Source organism: Legionella bozemanae, assembly GCF_900450575.1.
GTDB lineage: Bacteria > Pseudomonadota > Gammaproteobacteria > Legionellales > Legionellaceae > Legionella > Legionella bozemanae.
In genome coordinates, this window is sequence record NZ_UGGY01000001.1 from 2,787,284 (window position 1) to 2,804,502 (window position 17,219).

Sequence of the window (17,219 nt, forward strand, 5' to 3'; positions counted from 1 at the left end):
AGAAGATTATTCATGCCTATCCCGGGTTCCGCTTCGCTGCACCCAGGCTACATTACACCTAGGGCTAAATCACGATATCACCAATTATTTTTTATCGTCTTTAACTTCCTCAAACTCAGCATCTACAACACCTTCATCAGCTTTAGCTGATTCTTGGGGTTGCGCTTGTTCTTGGTGTGCCTGTTCTTGTCCTGCTTGCCCTTCTGATGCTTTTTTAGCATAAACTCGCTCAGCCATTTTTGCAGAAGCCTCGCTTAGCACTTTTAATTTGTCTTCAATTTGTGCTTTATCACTACCCTGAATTGCCTCTTTTAATTCAGCAATAGCATTTTCAATCCCTTTTTTCTCCTCTTCGTTGAGTTCGCCTGCCAAATCTTTCATGGATTTTTCACAGCTATGAATCAAGCTGTCTGCCTGATTGCGTAGCTCTGCCATTTCCTTAAATTTCTTATCTTCATCAGCATGGGATTTAGCATCTTTGATCATTGCTTCCACCTCTTCATCACTCAAACCACTGGATGCTTTAATGACAATTGATTGAGCCTTACCTGTCGCTTTATCTTTAGCAGAAACATTAAGGATACCATTCGCATCAATATCAAAAGTTACCTCAATTTGTGGAACACCGCGTGGAGCAGGAGGAATATCATTCAAATCAAATCGACCTAACGATTTATTTGCAGAGGCCTGATCCCGTTCCCCTTGTAACACATGGACAGTCACTGCTGTTTGATTATCATCCGCAGTAGAAAACACCTGGGTCGCTTTTGTTGGGATTGTGGTATTTTTCTCGATGAGTTTTGTCATCACACCACCCATAGTTTCGATACCTAAAGACAAAGGAGTTACGTCAAGCAACAAAATATCCTTTACTTCACCAGATAATACTGCAGCTTGAATGGCAGCACCTACAGCAACTGCTTCATCAGGGTTAACATCTTTACGTGGCTCTTTACCAAAAAATTCTTCCACTGTTTTTTGGACTAAAGGCATACGGGTTTGACCACCCACCAAAATAACTTCATTAATTTGTGATACAGTCAATCCAGCATCTTTCAATGCGATTTTGCAAGGCTCTATTGTACGCTCAACCAATTTCTCCACCAAAGACTCCAGTTTAGAGCGAGTCAATTTGATATTTAAGTGTTTTGGTCCAGAAGCATCCGCTGTAATATAAGGTAAATTAACATCTGTTTGTTGTGCTGAAGAAAGTTCAATTTTTGCTTTTTCAGCAGCATCTTTCAGTCGTTGTAACGCCAATGGATCGTTGTGTAAATCAATACCAGTATCTTTTTTAAATTCAGAAGCCAGATATTCAATCAAAGCCAAGTCAAAGTCCTCACCACCCAGGAAGGTATCACCATTTGTTGCGAGTACTTCGAATTGATGTTCTCCATCAACTTCTGCAATTTCAATAATTGAGATATCAAAAGTACCACCACCAAGGTCATACACAGCAATGATTGAATCACCGCGTTTTTTGTCCATACCGTAGGCAAGAGCAGCAGCGGTAGGCTCATTGATGATACGTTTTACTTCAAGACCAGCAATACGGCCAGCATCTTTGGTTGCCTGACGTTGGGAGTCGTTGAAATAAGCAGGTACAGTAATCACCGCTTCTTTCACCTCTTCGCCGAGATAATCTTCTGCGGTTTTTTTCATTTTGCGCAGTACTTCAGCAGAAATTTGAGGCGGCGCTTTGTCTTGATCTTTCACACGAACCCAAGCATCACCATTATCCGCTTTAACAATCTTGTAAGGCACCATTTTGATGTCTTTTTGAACAATCGCATCATCAAAACGACGACCAATCAATCGTTTAATTGCAAATAAGGTATTATCCGGGTTAGTTACTGCCTGACGTTTTGCAGATTGTCCAACCAGTACTTCACCATCATCTGTAAAAGCGACGATGGAAGGCGTAGTGCGGTGGCCTTCACTGTTTTCAATAACCTTAGGTTTATCACCCTCCATCACAGCGACACATGAGTTGGTAGTACCTAAGTCGATTCCTATAATTTTAGCCATTATCTTCTTGCTCCAAAGTAGTAATTTCTAATGTGATGATTCTTATATGGGGTATAATTTGTCAATTTCAACCCACAAAGCTCACATTTTTATTTTTTTGATACGACAACACGGGCTGGCCTAATCACGCGATCACTCAGTTTGTATCCCTTTTGGAATACTGCTAATACTGTATTGGGTTCTGCATCGGGAGCATCTTGCATAGACATCGCTTCATGAAGTTGTGGATCAAAAGGTACACCAATCGGGTCAATTTGCTGAACCTCGAATTTTTTCAATACATCCATAAAAAGCTTCAGAGTTAATTCTAAACCTTCACGCATTGATGCATCCTCTGCTTTAACAACCAATTGCAAGGCCTGTTCTAAGCTATCGATTACCGGTAATAAATCGGTAATTAACTTCTCAATACCATACCGATGAGCATTAGCTACTTCACGCTCAGCACGACGACGCACATTATCCAATTCCGCTTGAGCACGGACTGCTTTCTCCCAATTTTCATGAGCTTGCTGTTCAGCAAGAGTGAGTTTTTCGCTCAATTCTATATAACTTGGATGATCTAAAGAAGGTTCCTGGTGTACTATCTCTTCAGGCTCCATAGTGTCTTCTTCAGGATGCTCAATTTCTTTGGATTCTTTAGATTCATGTTCTTCTTTAAATTGATGCCAATTTTTTTTATCTTGTTTTTTACTCATGTAATTACTCCTCTCCAACAGCTTAGCAATGTGAAAACCAGAGATGGGGGCACCTGAGAAGATTTCAAGGGTAATTAAATTTTTATTGCAGCAAATTAATATAAATCACGGCAATACAAACTAAAAAAAGTATTTTTCAAGCCCCTAATTTCATATGAGCGTTGTGCTCCATCTAAATCAAAGAACTCAGTCTTTTTCAATGCAAAACTCATAAGAAAACTATTTTCCACCGTGAGAAGGGAAACACTTATAGCTGACCTCAAGCACCTACAGCAGCAGACGCTGTCAGGTGCTTAGCTCATAATAATATTCTCTTTATGAGCATAAACCCTCCTTCCATTTGCCCTTCAAAGTCCACTAAAGTTTCTATATAGACGCATACAGATGGATAAAAGCTTTATCATTTATGGTCCAGTTCGCTTGCAGTATGTGTTCATTTATTCCATACTTAGACTCAAAAAAGTTACATGGGTTTTTTATGCAAAAATGGTCGCCTACGTCTTGGCTCCAATACTCGTATTTACAAGCTGCAACTTATGCTGATAACGAACAGTTAAATAAAATTGTAGAGCAACTGAGCCTTTTACCTCCACTAGTTACCAGTAGTGAAGTAAAAAATTTAAAAAAAGAAATTGCACGTGCTGGACGTGGAGAAGCTTTTATTCTTCAAGGTGGTGACTGTGCTGAGTCATTTAATGATTGTCGCTCAGAAATTATCAGTAATAAATTAAAAATCATTTTACAGATGAGTTTGATTTTATTGCATGGGTTACGAAAACCCATTATTCGTGTGGGGCGCATCGCCGGGCAATATGCAAAACCCCGTTCTTCGGATTATGAAACAATTGATGGTGTTACTTTACCCAGTTATCGGGGTGATCTGGTCAACTCTCCAGAATTTACCCAAGAAGCACGAGAACCCAATCCTAAATTATTGTTACAAGCCTACAACTGCTCAGCAATTACCTTAAATTTTATTCGTAGTTTGCTCGATAGTGGTTTTGCTAGCCTCAATCATCCCCAACAATGGGATTTAGGTTTTGTTGAACATTCAAAGCAAAAAGAAGAATACCAAACTCTAGTTAAATCAATTGCCGATGCGTTGGACTTTTTAGATACTATTGGTGGCATACAATCCAGTAATTTATCTAAGGTCGATTTTTATACTTCCCATGAAGCCCTGCATTTGCATTATGAGCAAGCATTGACGCGGCAGATGGAAGATGGTTTATGGTATAACCTTTCTACTCACCTTCCCTGGATTGGTATGCGCACTGCACAAATTGACAGCGCGCATTTGGAATTTTTACGTGGCGTAGAAAATCCTATTGGCATCAAAATCGGACCTGGAGCCACTCCCGAATGGTTGGAAGAAGTATTGAACAGAGCGAATCCTCAGCGCGAAGAAGGACGACTTTTATTGTTTACTCGCCTCGGAGCGCAACATATAGATAAACTACTTCCCCCTCTTATTGAAACAGTGAGAAAAACAAAAGTCCCAGTTACCTGGTCTTGTGATCCCATGCATGGTAATACAGAAACTACAGCGGATGGCATTAAAACACGTCATTTTGATAATATCCTTTTAGAGTTAAAACAAGCTTTGGAAATCCACCGCAATATGGGTAGTTATCTAGGTGGTGTTCATTTTGAACTTACTGGTGATAATGTTACTGAATGCATTGGCGGTGCTCGTGGGTTAGCGGCTGACGATCTGAAAAAAGCCTATCATAGTCTGGTTGATCCCCGACTCAATTATGAACAATCAATCGAAATGGCCATTCAATTGAGCAGGCAGTTTAGGAACGAATAAAACGCTTTATTTGCCATAAATGTTAGGGGCTGCGGATCCTGTTTCCTCCAAACTTTTCTTTATAAAACTCAGTAAAAGAGAGCTCAAGAAAGAAGCTCTCTTTTTCCTGAAGTGGAATATCAGAGCAAATATCCTCATAACGAGAAGACGATGCTTGCTTCAAAATGAACCAAATATCGACCCAAGAACGATAACGACACCGAGCGCAATAATTGCTCCAACGATTCCCACTACCATAATATCAAGATAACTTTCACGATGTGTTGATTGACATACTGCCAGAAGTGTCACAACAGCTCCATTATGAGGAAGGCTATCCAGTGTACCAGATGAAATAACAGCGATACGATGCAATAAGGCAGGATCAATTCCATATTTCTGTGCCAAGGCCAAATAAGTGCTGCCGAGAGAGTCAAGAGCGATAGAAAGTCCACCAGATGCCGAGCCTGTGACAGCAGCGAGAATATTGGTTGCGGTTGCAAGTGAAACCAATGGTCCACCGCTTATTCCCAAAACCCAATCACGCACAACAGCAAATGCAGGAAGTGATGCAATCACTGCACCAAAACCAACTAAACTTGCAACACTTAAAGCAGGTAAGACAGATGCATTTGCACCAGCATCGATTGTTTCTCGCAATTTGGGAAGTCGTTTGTAATTGATGATGAGCACAACAAAAATTGCTGCGACGAGCGCTGTAACAACAGACCATACACCAGCCACTGCAGAAAGAGAGGTTGCCCCCCACTTTTCCCTTGCTAGAAATGAAAAATCAAGACGAGGAAGGATTACAAGTACCATTAAGAAATTGACAGCAATCACTACGATAATCGGTAAAATGGCAGAAATAATTGTGGGCAAAGCCTTGCTATGACATCCATGGGTGATCTCTGCAATATCAAATTCATGAGCTGTGGTGGCTCGCTCACGAATAAGTTGATCATTCACAATAGTATTCACTTCAGCAGGCGCCCCTTCACCAAATTGTTCACTTTCGTATTTAGCAGCATCCGCAGTTCTTTTGAGCCACCACATCCCAAATACGAACATCACAGCTGAGGCAATGATTCCAAGGCCAGGAGCTGCGAATGGCGTTGTGCCTAAAAAAGGCATGGGAATAGCATTTTGTATTGAGGGGGTTCCTGGTAAAGATGACATCGTGAATGTAGAAGTGCCTAGCACAATTGCAGCTGGCATGAGCCTGCGTGGAATAGCTGCAGTTTGGAATAAAGTTTGGCTCATTGGTGCAAGCACGAAAAATGCAACAAACAAACTTACCCCACCATAAGTCACTAATGCTCCGGCTAATACAACTGCCAATATAGCATGTTTTGTCCCAAACCTCTGCGTCATAAAATCTGCAATCGCCGAAACAGAACCACTGTCATCCATCAATTTCCCGAACAGTGAGCCCAACAAAAATAATGGAAAGTATTGAGCAAGGAAATGAGCGGCGCCACTCATGAATATTTGTGTCCAGCTGGCAAGCAAGGGCTCACCAGCAAAAAACGTGGCGACTAATGCTGCAGCGGGTGCAAGAAGCAATATACTCCAGCTACGAAATGCTAAAACGATAAGGAATAATAGTCCAAGCAAAATCCCGAGGATTCCCACGAACTAAACTCCCTCAAGTAAGGCATCGAGGTCAAGTGATGAACGTCGGCCGAGGTTATGCGCGTGCTCCGTGAGAAACGTTTCAGCCGCCTGACGCCCTTTATCTCGAAGCATGAGCAGAAAGTCCCATTCAGCATTGAGCTTGGATGAAGAACCGAGTTCAAGCATGAGGTCACTACTTACTCGATGTATGCGCATGCCTGCCCATTTTGCCCCTTCAGAGTCATCTGGATAAGCCAATCGTCGTAATAAAGCAATCATACGAAGTTCTTTAAGTAACACTGCGTTGAACGAAACTTCATTCAGTCGATTGAGGATATCTTTTGCTGATTGAGGAAAATCTGGCCGCACTACAGGATTAATTTGTACTAAAATCGTATCTTGCGATTTACATTCACGTACAAGCGGTGTAATTGTGGGATTTCCTGAGTACCCGCCATCCCAGTAGTGTTCTCCATTGATTTCGACTGCCTTGAACAGAGTAGGTAAACATGCCGATGCAAGAAGTACCTCAGGTGTGATTTCGTTATTGCGAAATACTCTTCCTCTGCCGGTGCTAACGTTTGTCGCCGTAATGAATAATTTGATTGAACTTCGTGATAATCGTTTGAAATCTATGGTTTTTGCTAAAATATCGCGGAGCGGATTTATCCCTAATGGGTTAAGATCATATGGAGAAAACACGCGAGACAAGATGTCCATAGTGATGAAAAAAGGAGAATAATCAAGCGACCATTGGCCCAGAAGAATATCAAGGGGGCCGCGTTGTAAAAGGCTAAAACGTGCTGCATCAGAGACCTTCTTCCAGAACAATTCAAGTGAATTTTGTGCTCCCTGAGAACCACCTTTAGTATAACCATCAACAAGAACTACGGCATTCATAGCGCCGGCAGATGTGCCAGAAATACCATCAATTCGCAGCTTCTTTTCTTCTAATAAACGATCTAATACGCCCCATGTAAAAGCGCCATGAGCGCCACCACCTTGTAGTGCCAAATCAATAAGAATGTCATCAGCACTTTTTTGAGAGTTTTTCATAATGGAGGACATCCGTTTCATTTGATTATACGTAGAGAAAAATCCATCTTTTTATCTACAACGGGACAATTTATTTATCACCAACGTTACTTCGCAAAGCCAACCCCAATATTAAAAGTCATTGCTTGAAAATCATTATGGCATAAACTATTCCATTTAACATAGAGGTGGGAGCCAAAAAAATTCGGATCAAAATTTGGGTTTTACTGCATATCCAGTCTCATCAGGTAGTAATAAAAAAACTTAATAAGAGAATGACTTGTTTTATAGTAGTTACCAAATAAAAGGTATAAGCCGAGCAGTAACTTTTTTTTGATACTCCGTATATCCAGACAAATCCCGTGCGAGTATTTTCTCCTCATTCAGGATGCGAGCAACTAGAATTGATAAGAAGATGGGGGTCAAAAGCAGTGCCCACCACGATCCCAGCGCAAGTGGTGTGCCGATGAAAAGAATCATAGCGCCAAAGTACATCGGGTGACGGACGAATCCATATAAGCCAGTCGTAATCACTTTTTGTTCTTTCTCAACACTAATGTTGGCAGCAGCATAGGTATTTACTTTTGCGACAAGATAGAAAATATAGAATGAGAAAACAACGAGCGCGTCACCAATGATCGAAACGTACCATGGTACTGACGACCAGCCTAAGCGTACATCAAGCGGTGCCAAGACAATAAGCACAATACAGCTCACATAAAGACAAAAGATAATGATTTTCTGCGCAAGTTCCTTTTCATAAGATATGCCTACTTCGGTACGACGCTTAAGAAGAGCTGGATCATATTTTGCCAGGTACACACTGTATGCCGTAGAGGCAATAATAAACACCACCATATATATCCAACCTTGCCAGTAATCTAGGGTACCCGCAGAGAGAAAAAGGAGCGCCAGCATTACAAGCGTCCCTAAAATTGAAGATCGAATGAGTTGTTTATAGAGAGAATTCATATTATCCAACTATGAGATTTATTTCCCTTCATAGAAGCTATTCTTCAAATCCTGAATCGTTTCATCTTACTCTTTACGGCTATTTTAAACAACTCTGGGAATAGTGCTTACACATTTCTTGACCAGACTCATCGTGAGCAGCTATGATTTTTAGATAATTATTTTTCTATTTGTTATTTTATTGTACTATTTTTTAAGAATTACTTAAGATAATTTAGATATAATGATGATTTTTTAGTATTCTAAATTCGTTTCTTATGCTTAATTTGAATCTCCAAAATTTCTTCGAAATAACCTAACAGATTCTTGAACAATACTACCTACAACCTCTTGACGAACATCAAGAAAGAAAAATAAACACTAAAAATGTAATAGCCTGTACACAACATTTTTCTCTATGTACCGCGCATAAAACGCAGTACGTAGGCGAAAAAATTTGTGGAGGTTTCTATTAAAAAAACCGACGATACCTCAAGTATACAAATCCAGGCTCCAATTGGGATCATTTTTGATGATAATAAGGACTAAATTCATGAACAGCATCAATCATGGCAGCAACATGTTCTGGGGGGACGTCAGGAGTGATGCCGTGGCCGAGGTTGAAAACATGTCCTGAACCTGAGCCAAAGGATGCCAATACTTTTTTTACTTGTTCTCGAATACATTGCTTCGAGGTCAACAACACGGAAGGGTCAAGATTTCCCTGTAATGCAACTTGCTTACCCACTCTTTGCCGCGCTTCGCCCAAATCACATGTCCAATCAATTCCCAAAGCATCACAACCCGTGATCAGCATTTTTTCTAACCATTGACCACCACCTTTAGTAAACAAAATAACAGGTATGTTGGGATAATAAGCTTTAATTTGCTGTACAATCTTCTGCATATACTCTAGGGAAAATTTTTGATAATTTTCCGGTGTTAAAATCCCACCCCAGGTGTCAAAAAGCATCACTGAATTAACACCTGCCTTAATTTGCTCAATCAGGTAATTTGTTACTGATAGTGCCAATTGATGCAACAACATATGTGCCGCTTCACTTTCGGTATAGATCAAATGCAAAATACGCTTAAAGTCTCTAGTACTTTTACCTTCAACCATATAACACGCCAAAGTCCATGGACTGCCTGCAAAACCAATTAGAGGAAGCTCTTTTGGCATTTCTTGGCGAATGAGCCGCACTGCATTCATTACATAGGCTAAAGACTCCGTTTCAGGGAGTTGTAAGTTAGAAATCGCCTGCGTATCACGTATGGGGCGATGAAAACAAGGCCCCTCCCCTTCAGAAAAATATAAACCTAATCCCATCGCATCAGGAATTGTCAGAATATCGGAAAATAAAATCGCTGCATCCAAAGCGTAACGGCGCAAAGGCTGTAAAGTAACCTCGCAAGCAAGTTCAGGATTCTTGCAAAGGCTTAAAAAATCACCCGCCTGCTCTCTAGTCTTTCGATATTCAGGCAAATATCGTCCTGCTTGGCGCATCATCCATACTGGAGTTCGCTCCACAGGTTGTCGTCTTAAAGCACGAAGGAACAGAGATTGATCCAGATCATACATCATGTTATCCCAACATCATCAAAATGCCCTAATGCTAACATACTTACAGGAATATCCACTCTAAAATAATGCAAAAATTGACTCCGAAGCGAATTGAGATACATGATCTGCATCAATTAACAGGGAGACAGTATTCTATAACCCTATACATAAGAATAACTATTTCGCTAAAATCAGAAACTCATTTTTTGGCAGGTAGAAATAACATTGGATACTTTAATTATAAAAGCCCTTAATGTAAGTACTAAAATTGGCGTTTACGAATGGGAACAACGCATTAATCAACAATTATTAATTGATATTAGTATTGATACTGATTTCAGTATATGTCAGGAGAATTTGACTAAAACCATAGATTACGAAGCACTTTGTAACAGTGTGACTCTTTATGTTGAATCAAAATCATTTCAACTTATTGAAACAGTAGCCAATGAAGTTGCAGATTTAATCAAAAAACAATTTAAAATTCCTCAAGTTACTGTGGGAATTAGTAAACCTCATGCAATCAAAAATGCAGAAAACATTCAGGTAGTTGCTCGACGCTAAACACATCCTGGTTGCACTTCATTGCATCCAAACGGGGAGCCTATTTACATTTCGCTAGCTTGAGTCAAATGTAAATAGGCTCCAAGTTTATCCAGCACTGGTAACCATACCATTCAGATGTTCGTTTCTGGCCAAAACCATTTGAGCCTGTTGGGCAAGCGCTCGATTAGGATAAGGTCCTACGACTACCCTAAACCAATTACCTTTTGTAGCATGACTTACAGGAATGATATATACACTAAAACCTTTAAGTATCAATGTACCTTTCATCTGTTCAGCATCTTTGCGTGCTTTAAAAGAAGCTACTTGCACCAAAAACTTTCCTCTATCTGTTGAAGAAGCAGTTTTTGCTGCAAATGTTCTATTAATCACAGCAGGATGCTGTTGGGCATTAGAAGTATTTGTTCGTGCTGAGGTTGCTGCTGTAGTTGCTGCACTAGTGACATTGACAGATGTTGTCTTTAGCGTTGGGGTAGAAGCTGAAGCAGCTGCATTTGCAGCAGGTTGAGCTGATGGTGCAGAGTTCGCATTGGCTTGCGAACTAGGAACTTTTTCATTAGTCAGAAGAGTATAAAACTCAAATTTCGGTTTAGGCGGTATTACTGCGCGTTGTGACTCTGGTTTAGCCGGTTCTTTTTTTATTTCTTGATGAGCCAAAACCTGGGAATTTACCCAGTGGCTGACGGTCTCAATATCGAAAAAAGAAGCAGTCAAATAACCTAATAAAAAAGTAAACGTACTTACTAGAAGCTGATGAGGTGCACTACTTCGCGACCGCGAAGAACGCCTATTTCCATATTCTTTTGTCATTACATACTCTCAGGAGCTGATACACCCAATAAGTCCAAACCATTCTTTAATACCTGACGCACTGCCGCTAACAAGCAAAGGCGTGCGCATCGTAATTGCTCTTGCTCACACAAGAGCTGAACAGCATTATAATAACTATGTAAGCCATTGGCTACTTCACGTAAATAATATGCCACTTGATGAGGCTCACAATGAGCAGCCGCTAATTCCACAATTTCCGGGTATCTACTAATTAAAGAAATTAAATGAGTTTCATGTGGTTGATCTAACAAATCAATATTCTTAAGCCCAATTGCTTTATCCCAAAGCAAACCTCGCTCTTTTAATTGTCTTAATACAGAGCATATTCTGGCATGAGCATACTGAATATAATAGACCGGATTATCACTTGACTCTGATTTTGCCAAATCCAAATCAAAATCCATATGTTGTTCTGCCTTCCGTGCCACATAAAAGTAACGCGCTGCATCATTTCCTACTTCATGGCGCAACTCTCTTAAAGTAACAAAAGAACCACTACGGGTCGACATTTGAACCCGCTCAGAACCACGATATAAAATAGCAAATTGGACTAATAATACATCAAGCGCGCTTTCATCATGCCCCAAAGCTTTAACTACGGCACGCAACCGAGTGATATAACCATGATGATCCGCACCAAAAATATCAATTACCCGATCATATCCTCGATCATATTTATTCCAATGATAAGCAACATCTGAAGCAAAATAAGTAGTTTGACCATTAGCACGCACCAGTACTCGATCTTTTTCATCGCCAAAATCAGTTGCTTTAAACCAAAGCGCCCCTTCTTTTTCAAAAGTATGGCCACTATCTTTAAGCGCCTGAATACCTTTTTGAATCGAGCCATCTTCAAATAAAGATTGTTCAGAAAACCAGTTCTCGTAGGTCACACCGAACTCACCAAGATCATCTTTAATATCATCAAGAACAGTGTGTAACGCATGTTGATGGAACAAAGCAAAAACATTCGTACCCAAAAGTTGTTTTGCGCGAGAAACCAAAGCATCAATATAAATCTCTTTATCACCGCCATGAGGCTCATCAAGAGGCAAACCTTCCGTTACAGTAGCCCATGGATACACATATTCCTTACCATGCTCGGCCCAAAATTCCTGCGCTATTTCGGAAACATAATCACCTTTATACGCATTGGCAGGAATAACAACAGGTTCACCAGCAAGCTCCAGATAACGTAACCACACACTAGCCGCAAGAATGTTCATTTGTCTTCCTGCGTCGTTGACATAATATTCTAATGTCACATCATAACCTGCAGCCTTTAAGACATTTCCCAAAGTAGCACCAAAAGCAGCTCCTCTACCATGGCCTACATGCAAAGGCCCTGTTGGGTTAGCAGAAACAAATTCAATCAATACTTTTTGATTTTGGCCAATCGTGCTGCACCCAAATCCCTCTTCCTTATCCAGTATTTCACCTATAATTTGTGAGCGAGAACTGCTGCGTATGAAGAAATTAATAAACCCCGCCCCAGCAATTTCAACTTTTTCCACTGCAGGATCAACAGGGAGGGCATGAACTAAAAGTTCTGCTATTTTGCGCGGTGCTTGACGGCATGGTTTTGCTAAAATTAAGGCCAAATTACTGGCATAATCACCATGAGCAGCATCTTTTGTACGATCTACCTTAATCTCAAGATCCAAATCAGGGGGTACATCACCTGACTTTTGTAATGATATTAAAGCGTGTTTTAAAAGCTGCTCTACAGTTTGTTTCATGCGACTCGGTTTCCATCAAAAATGATGCTATTATGCGCTTTTTTGTGCCATATGAAAAGGTTTTATCTCCTCATACAGCAGAATTTGCTGTCTTGCTAAAACAGCAAATTGTTACCCTCCTAACTATGAGTTACACTTTAAATACCATCATTCAAAATCATGAATACTGTGTTATCTAACTCTTGTGAATCACTAACAGGTATCGGACCAACGCTCGCAGCAAAACTTGCCAAATGTGGAATTCACTCCGTGCGTGATTTACTGTTCCATTTGCCTTACCGTTATCAAGACAGAACCCGAATAACACCCATTCAAGATTTACGTCCCAATGATTGGTGTGTGATTGCTGGACGGGTATGTAAAACAGAAATTAAAACTGGGAAACGTGCCATGTTGCATTGTTATATTGAAGATAAAACAGGCATCATCAAGCTGCAGTTTTTCCATTTTAATAAAAATCAAATCAATAATCTAAATAACAGTACAATGGTTCGTGCATTTGGAGAAGTACGCGCATTCAATAATACCCTGATTATGACTCACCCTGAATATCAGTTACTCAATGATGGAAATGAATGTCAGGTTAATGAAACACTCACTCCAATCTATCCAAGCACACAAGGCTTAAGCCAAACACGTTTAAGACAGTTGGTAAATGTTGCCTTAGCAAGTTGTAAAGAGGAGCTGCAGCAATTGGAATGGATGAATGAAGAACAACTGCGGATAAATAATTTTTTTCCTCTGGGAGAGGCAATTCAATTATTGCATAATCCCCCTCCAGATATCTCGGTACAATCGCTCGAAGAGGGGCAACATCCTGCCCTAAAACGATTAGTTTTTGATGAATTGTTAGCACAGCGCCTCAGTATGCAATTCGCCAGAGAATCACGTAATGCGTTACACGCTGTCGCATTGCCTGCAGATCACAACTTGAATCAACGTTTTTTGGACTCGCTTCCATTTACCCTCACAAATGCACAACATAAAGTAGCCCAGGAAATCAGCCAAGATTTAATGCAAACGAAACCTATGTTGCGCTTGGTACAAGGTGATGTTGGTGCAGGGAAAACCATTATTGCAGCTCTGGCAGCATTACAAGCGATTGCTAACGGACAACAAGTTGCCTTTATGGCGCCTACAGATTTATTGAGCGAGCAACACGCCAATAATCTTATCCGTTGGCTTGAACCGTTGGGAATTAAAATAGTACGACTCAGCGGAAAAATGAAACTTAGCGAACGGCGAATAGCATTTGCTGCACTTGCAGATCACAGCTGCCAGTTGATTATCGGTACGCACGCCTTATTTCAAGAGTCAGTGAGCTTTGCTCGCTTAGGATTAGTCATTATCGATGAACAACATCGATTTGGCGTAGAGCAAAGATTGCTTCTGCAACAAAAAGGGCAGCAAGATCAGCTCATCCCCCATCAGTTATTAATGACCGCCACGCCTATCCCAAGAACATTATCCATGACTCACTTTGCCCATTTGGATATCTCAATTATCGATGAATTACCTCCTGGACGCCTACCCATTGCTACAGCGGTATTAAGTCAGAATAAACGAGAGATAGTCATTAATCGATTACAAGTTGCCATAGCCAGTGGACGTCAAATTTATTGGGTTTGTACACTCATTGAAGAGTCAGAAAAACTACAATGTATGGCTGCTACTGAAACAGCACAAGCATTACAAGAGCAACTTCCCAACGCACGTGTAGGTCTGGTGCATGGACGGATGAAATCTGTAGAAAAAGAAGCGACTATGGCTGCATTTAAATGTGGCGAAATAAATTTACTGGTTGCCACAACAGTGATTGAAGTTGGGGTGGATGTTCCTAATGCCAGTCTTATGATTATTGAAAATGCGGAACGTCTTGGTTTATCTCAACTTCATCAATTACGCGGCCGAGTAGGAAGAGGCGCTACCCAATCTCATTGTATTTTGCTTTATCAATCCCCACTGTCGCAACAAGGTGCTGAGCGATTAAAAATAATGCGTGCAACCAATGATGGATTCATTATTGCTGAGAAAGATATGGAATTAAGGGGTGCAGGCGAAGTACTTGGCACCCGACAAACAGGATATCGGCAATTTAAAATCGCAGATCCCCAGCGTGATCGCAGCCTGCTTCCTCTTTTGCCTGCTACAGCAAAAGAACTGTTACAGAGCTCACCGCGCACTGCTCGCGATATTACCCAGCGGTGGTTGGGAAATTTTGAACAATTTTTGCAGGGGTAAAAATATTTTTAAAATACCCAAGTCAAGACTGTTTTTTATTTTTTTCTTTGTTAACATAGTTAAGCAGATTTGCAATTCTACAAAACCACACATTGTGGATAACTTCATCTAATTCAATTTACACCCCAAACTAAATCATCACGCATATACCCAAAAATTCTTATTCTACAAGGCTTTTCTACAATTCAATTTTGTAATTTCAGAAAATCAATTATCCACAAAATCTGTGGATAATTCTGTGTACATGATGTAGAACACCTTATAAAATCAGACTCATTTGTGACTGCCTTATAAATTTACAAAGCGCTCTTAAATTTCATTTTGGAATTTGCCAATTTTTATTTTTCGTAAGTCTGTGCATGTACAAATTTTGCATACTATATAATGCATAGCTCTACAACAAAAATTTTTTTTAAAATACCAAAGTCAAGACTGTTTTTTATTTTTTTCTTTGTTAAGATAGTCAGGCGTATTTACTACCTATTCAAAAATACATCCTGTGGATAACTTCTCTTACCACATCGTTTAATAAAAGCCCAAATATCCGAACATTCTTCAAAAAAACCTTATTTTATAAGTATCATTGCCTATTTAGTTCGAATCAGATCTAAATTATTTATCCACAAAATCTGTGGATAATCCTGTGAACATGATGTAAAGCACCTTATAAATCAACTTAATTTCTCCCCTTCTAAGAGCACAGCAAAATATTCCAGCGAAATTCCATTCATGTAAGTTTTAATATAAAAAAATTCTTAACCATGTTTAAATATGGCCAATAAAAATAGATGAAACTAAAACCTAGGATTTTGTGAGAAAACCAAGAACTCCGTTTGACTTAGGGTTTACCTTATTTAAAAACAGAATATGGCTCAGCACGACAGATATTGGCAAGCAAAAAAAGTAACCCTTTTGGGAGCTATTTCAAATGCGTTACTTGGCATTATTAAACTCATTGGTGGATATTTTTTCCATTCCCATGCTCTTGTTGCAGATGGAGTACATTCCTTATCTGATCTCATAACAGATGCGATGGTTTTATTTGCTTCTAAATATGGCAGTCTCGATGCCGATGCAAGCCATCCTTATGGGCATCAACGCATCGAAACTGCAGCAACTTTATTGCTCTCTCTTTTACTTATTTTCGCAGGTATTGGTATTGCCTGGGATTCAATATATGACTTACTTCATTTCAATTATCTCGTACCAAATTGGTTGACCCTTCCTATAATTTGTATCTCCATCATGAGCAATGAAACTTTGTTTCACTATACTCTGTATATTGGCAGGCGTATTAACTCCAAATTAATTACGGCAAATGCCTGGCATCACCGTTCAGATGCAGCCTCCTCCCTGGTTGTTTTAATAGGCTTAATTGGCAGCCTTGCCGGTTTCAGTTATCTTGATGCCATAGCAGCTATTATAGTCGGACTCATGATTGTTAAGATGGGTTGGGACTATGCTTGGAATAGTGTCAAAGAGCTGGTAGATACCGCAGTCAGTCCAGAATTATTAACTCGAATTGAAGAAGTAATTCAAAGCGTAGATGGAGTTGAAAAAATTCATCAATTACGCAGTCGTTCGATGGGGGAAGATGTATTAATTGATGTACATATTCTTGTTTCACCTAAAATATCGGTATCTGAAGGGCATTATATAGCGCAACATGTCCACCATGCGCTTACAGATCAAATAGAAAGTGTCAAAGATGTGATCGTCCATGTTGATCCTGAAGATGACGAACGCTTTTGCCCTTCTTTGCATTTACCCAGCAGGAAGGTATTACACGAATTATTATTAAATGAAGTTCATATTGATTTCCCCCAAATTTTATTTTGGAATTTACATTATCTGGATGGCAAAATAGGGATAGATATAGTCTGTGATGAAACATTTTCTCAGTGGCAAGAATTGCGTGCTCGCATGATTTTGGCGTTAAAACTGCAATCTGATATTGTAGAAGTTCGTTTATTTAGCTTGCATGAAGCCATGCATCACAACTAAACTACGGGATTTGATTAAGTCCGGTTGTAGACCTAGATTATTGTAACCTGAGTGCAGCGAAGCGAAACCCGGGGTGAATGCACACTCTTAAACCCGCCTCGCTGCCCCCTAGGCGCCACTAATCCAAGCAACAATCTTAGCGATAAAATTCTAGA

General features: G+C 40.0%; 12 protein-coding genes. 4 read left to right on the plus strand and 8 right to left on the minus strand.

Features of this window, described 5'->3' with window-relative positions; genetic code table 11:
- Positions 1 to 84 precede the first annotated feature (84 nt).
- Positions 85 to 2,028 (minus strand): molecular chaperone DnaK, encoded by a 1,944-nt coding sequence (gene dnaK, locus DY223_RS12265; protein ID WP_058460137.1) that lies wholly within the window; start codon positions 2,026 to 2,028, stop codon positions 85 to 87.
- Positions 2,029 to 2,117: 89 nt separating this feature from the next.
- Positions 2,118 to 2,726 (minus strand): nucleotide exchange factor GrpE, encoded by a 609-nt coding sequence (gene grpE, locus DY223_RS12270; RefSeq protein ID WP_058460136.1) that lies wholly within the window; start codon positions 2,724 to 2,726, stop codon positions 2,118 to 2,120.
- Between the two features lie 478 nt (positions 2,727 to 3,204).
- Between grpE and DY223_RS12275 the strand changes: the two genes are divergently transcribed.
- Complete coding sequence (locus DY223_RS12275; RefSeq protein WP_058460135.1) at positions 3,205 to 4,539, plus strand: 3-deoxy-7-phosphoheptulonate synthase class II; 1,335 nt, start codon at positions 3,205 to 3,207, stop codon at positions 4,537 to 4,539.
- A gap of 159 nt (positions 4,540 to 4,698) precedes the next feature.
- On the opposite strand, the gene DY223_RS12280 is transcribed toward DY223_RS12275, so the two are convergent.
- From DY223_RS12280 to hemE, 4 genes are all read right to left on the minus strand, one after another.
- Positions 4,699 to 6,153 (minus strand): GntP family permease, encoded by a 1,455-nt coding sequence (locus DY223_RS12280; RefSeq protein WP_058460134.1) that lies wholly within the window; start codon positions 6,151 to 6,153, stop codon positions 4,699 to 4,701.
- 3 nt (positions 6,154 to 6,156) lie between these two features.
- A complete protein-coding gene (locus tag DY223_RS12285) occupies positions 6,157 to 7,191 on the minus strand; it encodes a patatin-like phospholipase family protein (protein ID WP_082642481.1) in 1,035 nt (344 codons plus the stop codon).
- A 273-nt stretch (positions 7,192 to 7,464) separates the two neighbouring features.
- Complete coding sequence (locus DY223_RS12290; RefSeq protein WP_058460132.1) at positions 7,465 to 8,142, minus strand: methyltransferase family protein; 678 nt, start codon at positions 8,140 to 8,142, stop codon at positions 7,465 to 7,467.
- A gap of 502 nt (positions 8,143 to 8,644) precedes the next feature.
- On the minus strand, positions 8,645 to 9,703 hold the full coding sequence (gene hemE, locus DY223_RS12295) for a uroporphyrinogen decarboxylase (RefSeq protein WP_058460131.1): 1,059 nt from the start codon (positions 9,701 to 9,703) through the stop codon (positions 8,645 to 8,647).
- 207 nt (positions 9,704 to 9,910) lie between these two features.
- Between hemE and folB the strand changes: the two genes are divergently transcribed.
- Complete coding sequence (gene folB, locus DY223_RS12300; RefSeq protein ID WP_058460130.1) at positions 9,911 to 10,249, plus strand: dihydroneopterin aldolase; 339 nt, start codon at positions 9,911 to 9,913, stop codon at positions 10,247 to 10,249.
- Positions 10,250 to 10,336: 87 nt separating this feature from the next.
- Here the strand turns inward: folB and DY223_RS12305 are convergent, their stop codons facing one another.
- Positions 10,337 to 11,059 carry an SPOR domain-containing protein gene (locus tag DY223_RS12305; protein ID WP_058460129.1) on the minus strand — a complete coding sequence of 241 codons (723 nt, stop codon included), beginning with the start codon at positions 11,057 to 11,059 and terminating at the stop codon, positions 10,337 to 10,339.
- Positions 11,059 to 12,819 (minus strand): arginine--tRNA ligase, encoded by a 1,761-nt coding sequence (gene argS / locus DY223_RS12310; RefSeq protein WP_058460128.1) that lies wholly within the window; start codon positions 12,817 to 12,819, stop codon positions 11,059 to 11,061. Before argS ends, DY223_RS12305 begins: the two co-directional genes overlap by 1 nt.
- 168 nt (positions 12,820 to 12,987) lie before the next feature.
- Between argS and recG the strand changes: the two genes are divergently transcribed.
- Together recG and DY223_RS12320 are read left to right on the plus strand one after the other, a co-directional pair.
- The gene (recG, locus tag DY223_RS12315; RefSeq protein WP_058460553.1) at positions 12,988 to 15,060 is read left to right on the plus strand and encodes an ATP-dependent DNA helicase RecG; all 2,073 of its coding nucleotides are present in this window, start codon (positions 12,988 to 12,990) and stop codon (positions 15,058 to 15,060) included.
- Between the two features lie 867 nt (positions 15,061 to 15,927).
- Positions 15,928 to 17,064 (plus strand): cation diffusion facilitator family transporter, encoded by a 1,137-nt coding sequence (locus DY223_RS12320; protein WP_058460127.1) that lies wholly within the window; start codon positions 15,928 to 15,930, stop codon positions 17,062 to 17,064.
- The last annotated feature ends 155 nt before the right edge of the window (positions 17,065 to 17,219 follow it).

What these genes read in the sequence shown, in the direction of transcription:
- dnaK (WP_058460137.1), bottom strand. Translation starts at nt 2,028, where the DNA reads ATGGCTAAAATTATAGGAATCGACTTAGGTACTACCAACTCATGTGTC.
- hemE (WP_058460131.1), bottom strand. Translation starts at nt 9,703, where the DNA reads ATGTATGATCTGGATCAATCTCTGTTCCTTCGTGCTTTAAGACGACAA.
- DY223_RS12285 (WP_082642481.1), bottom strand. Translation starts at nt 7,191, where the DNA reads ATGAAAAACTCTCAAAAAAGTGCTGATGACATTCTTATTGATTTGGCA.
- DY223_RS12305 (WP_058460129.1), bottom strand. Translation starts at nt 11,059, where the DNA reads ATGACAAAAGAATATGGAAATAGGCGTTCTTCGCGGTCGCGAAGTAGT.
- grpE (WP_058460136.1), bottom strand. Translation starts at nt 2,726, where the DNA reads ATGAGTAAAAAACAAGATAAAAAAAATTGGCATCAATTTAAAGAAGAA.
- DY223_RS12320 (WP_058460127.1), top strand. Translation starts at nt 15,928, where the DNA reads ATGGCTCAGCACGACAGATATTGGCAAGCAAAAAAAGTAACCCTTTTG.
- argS (WP_058460128.1), bottom strand. Translation starts at nt 12,819, where the DNA reads ATGAAACAAACTGTAGAGCAGCTTTTAAAACACGCTTTAATATCATTA.
- DY223_RS12290 (WP_058460132.1), bottom strand. Translation starts at nt 8,142, where the DNA reads ATGAATTCTCTCTATAAACAACTCATTCGATCTTCAATTTTAGGGACG.
- DY223_RS12275 (WP_058460135.1), top strand. Translation starts at nt 3,205, where the DNA reads ATGCAAAAATGGTCGCCTACGTCTTGGCTCCAATACTCGTATTTACAA.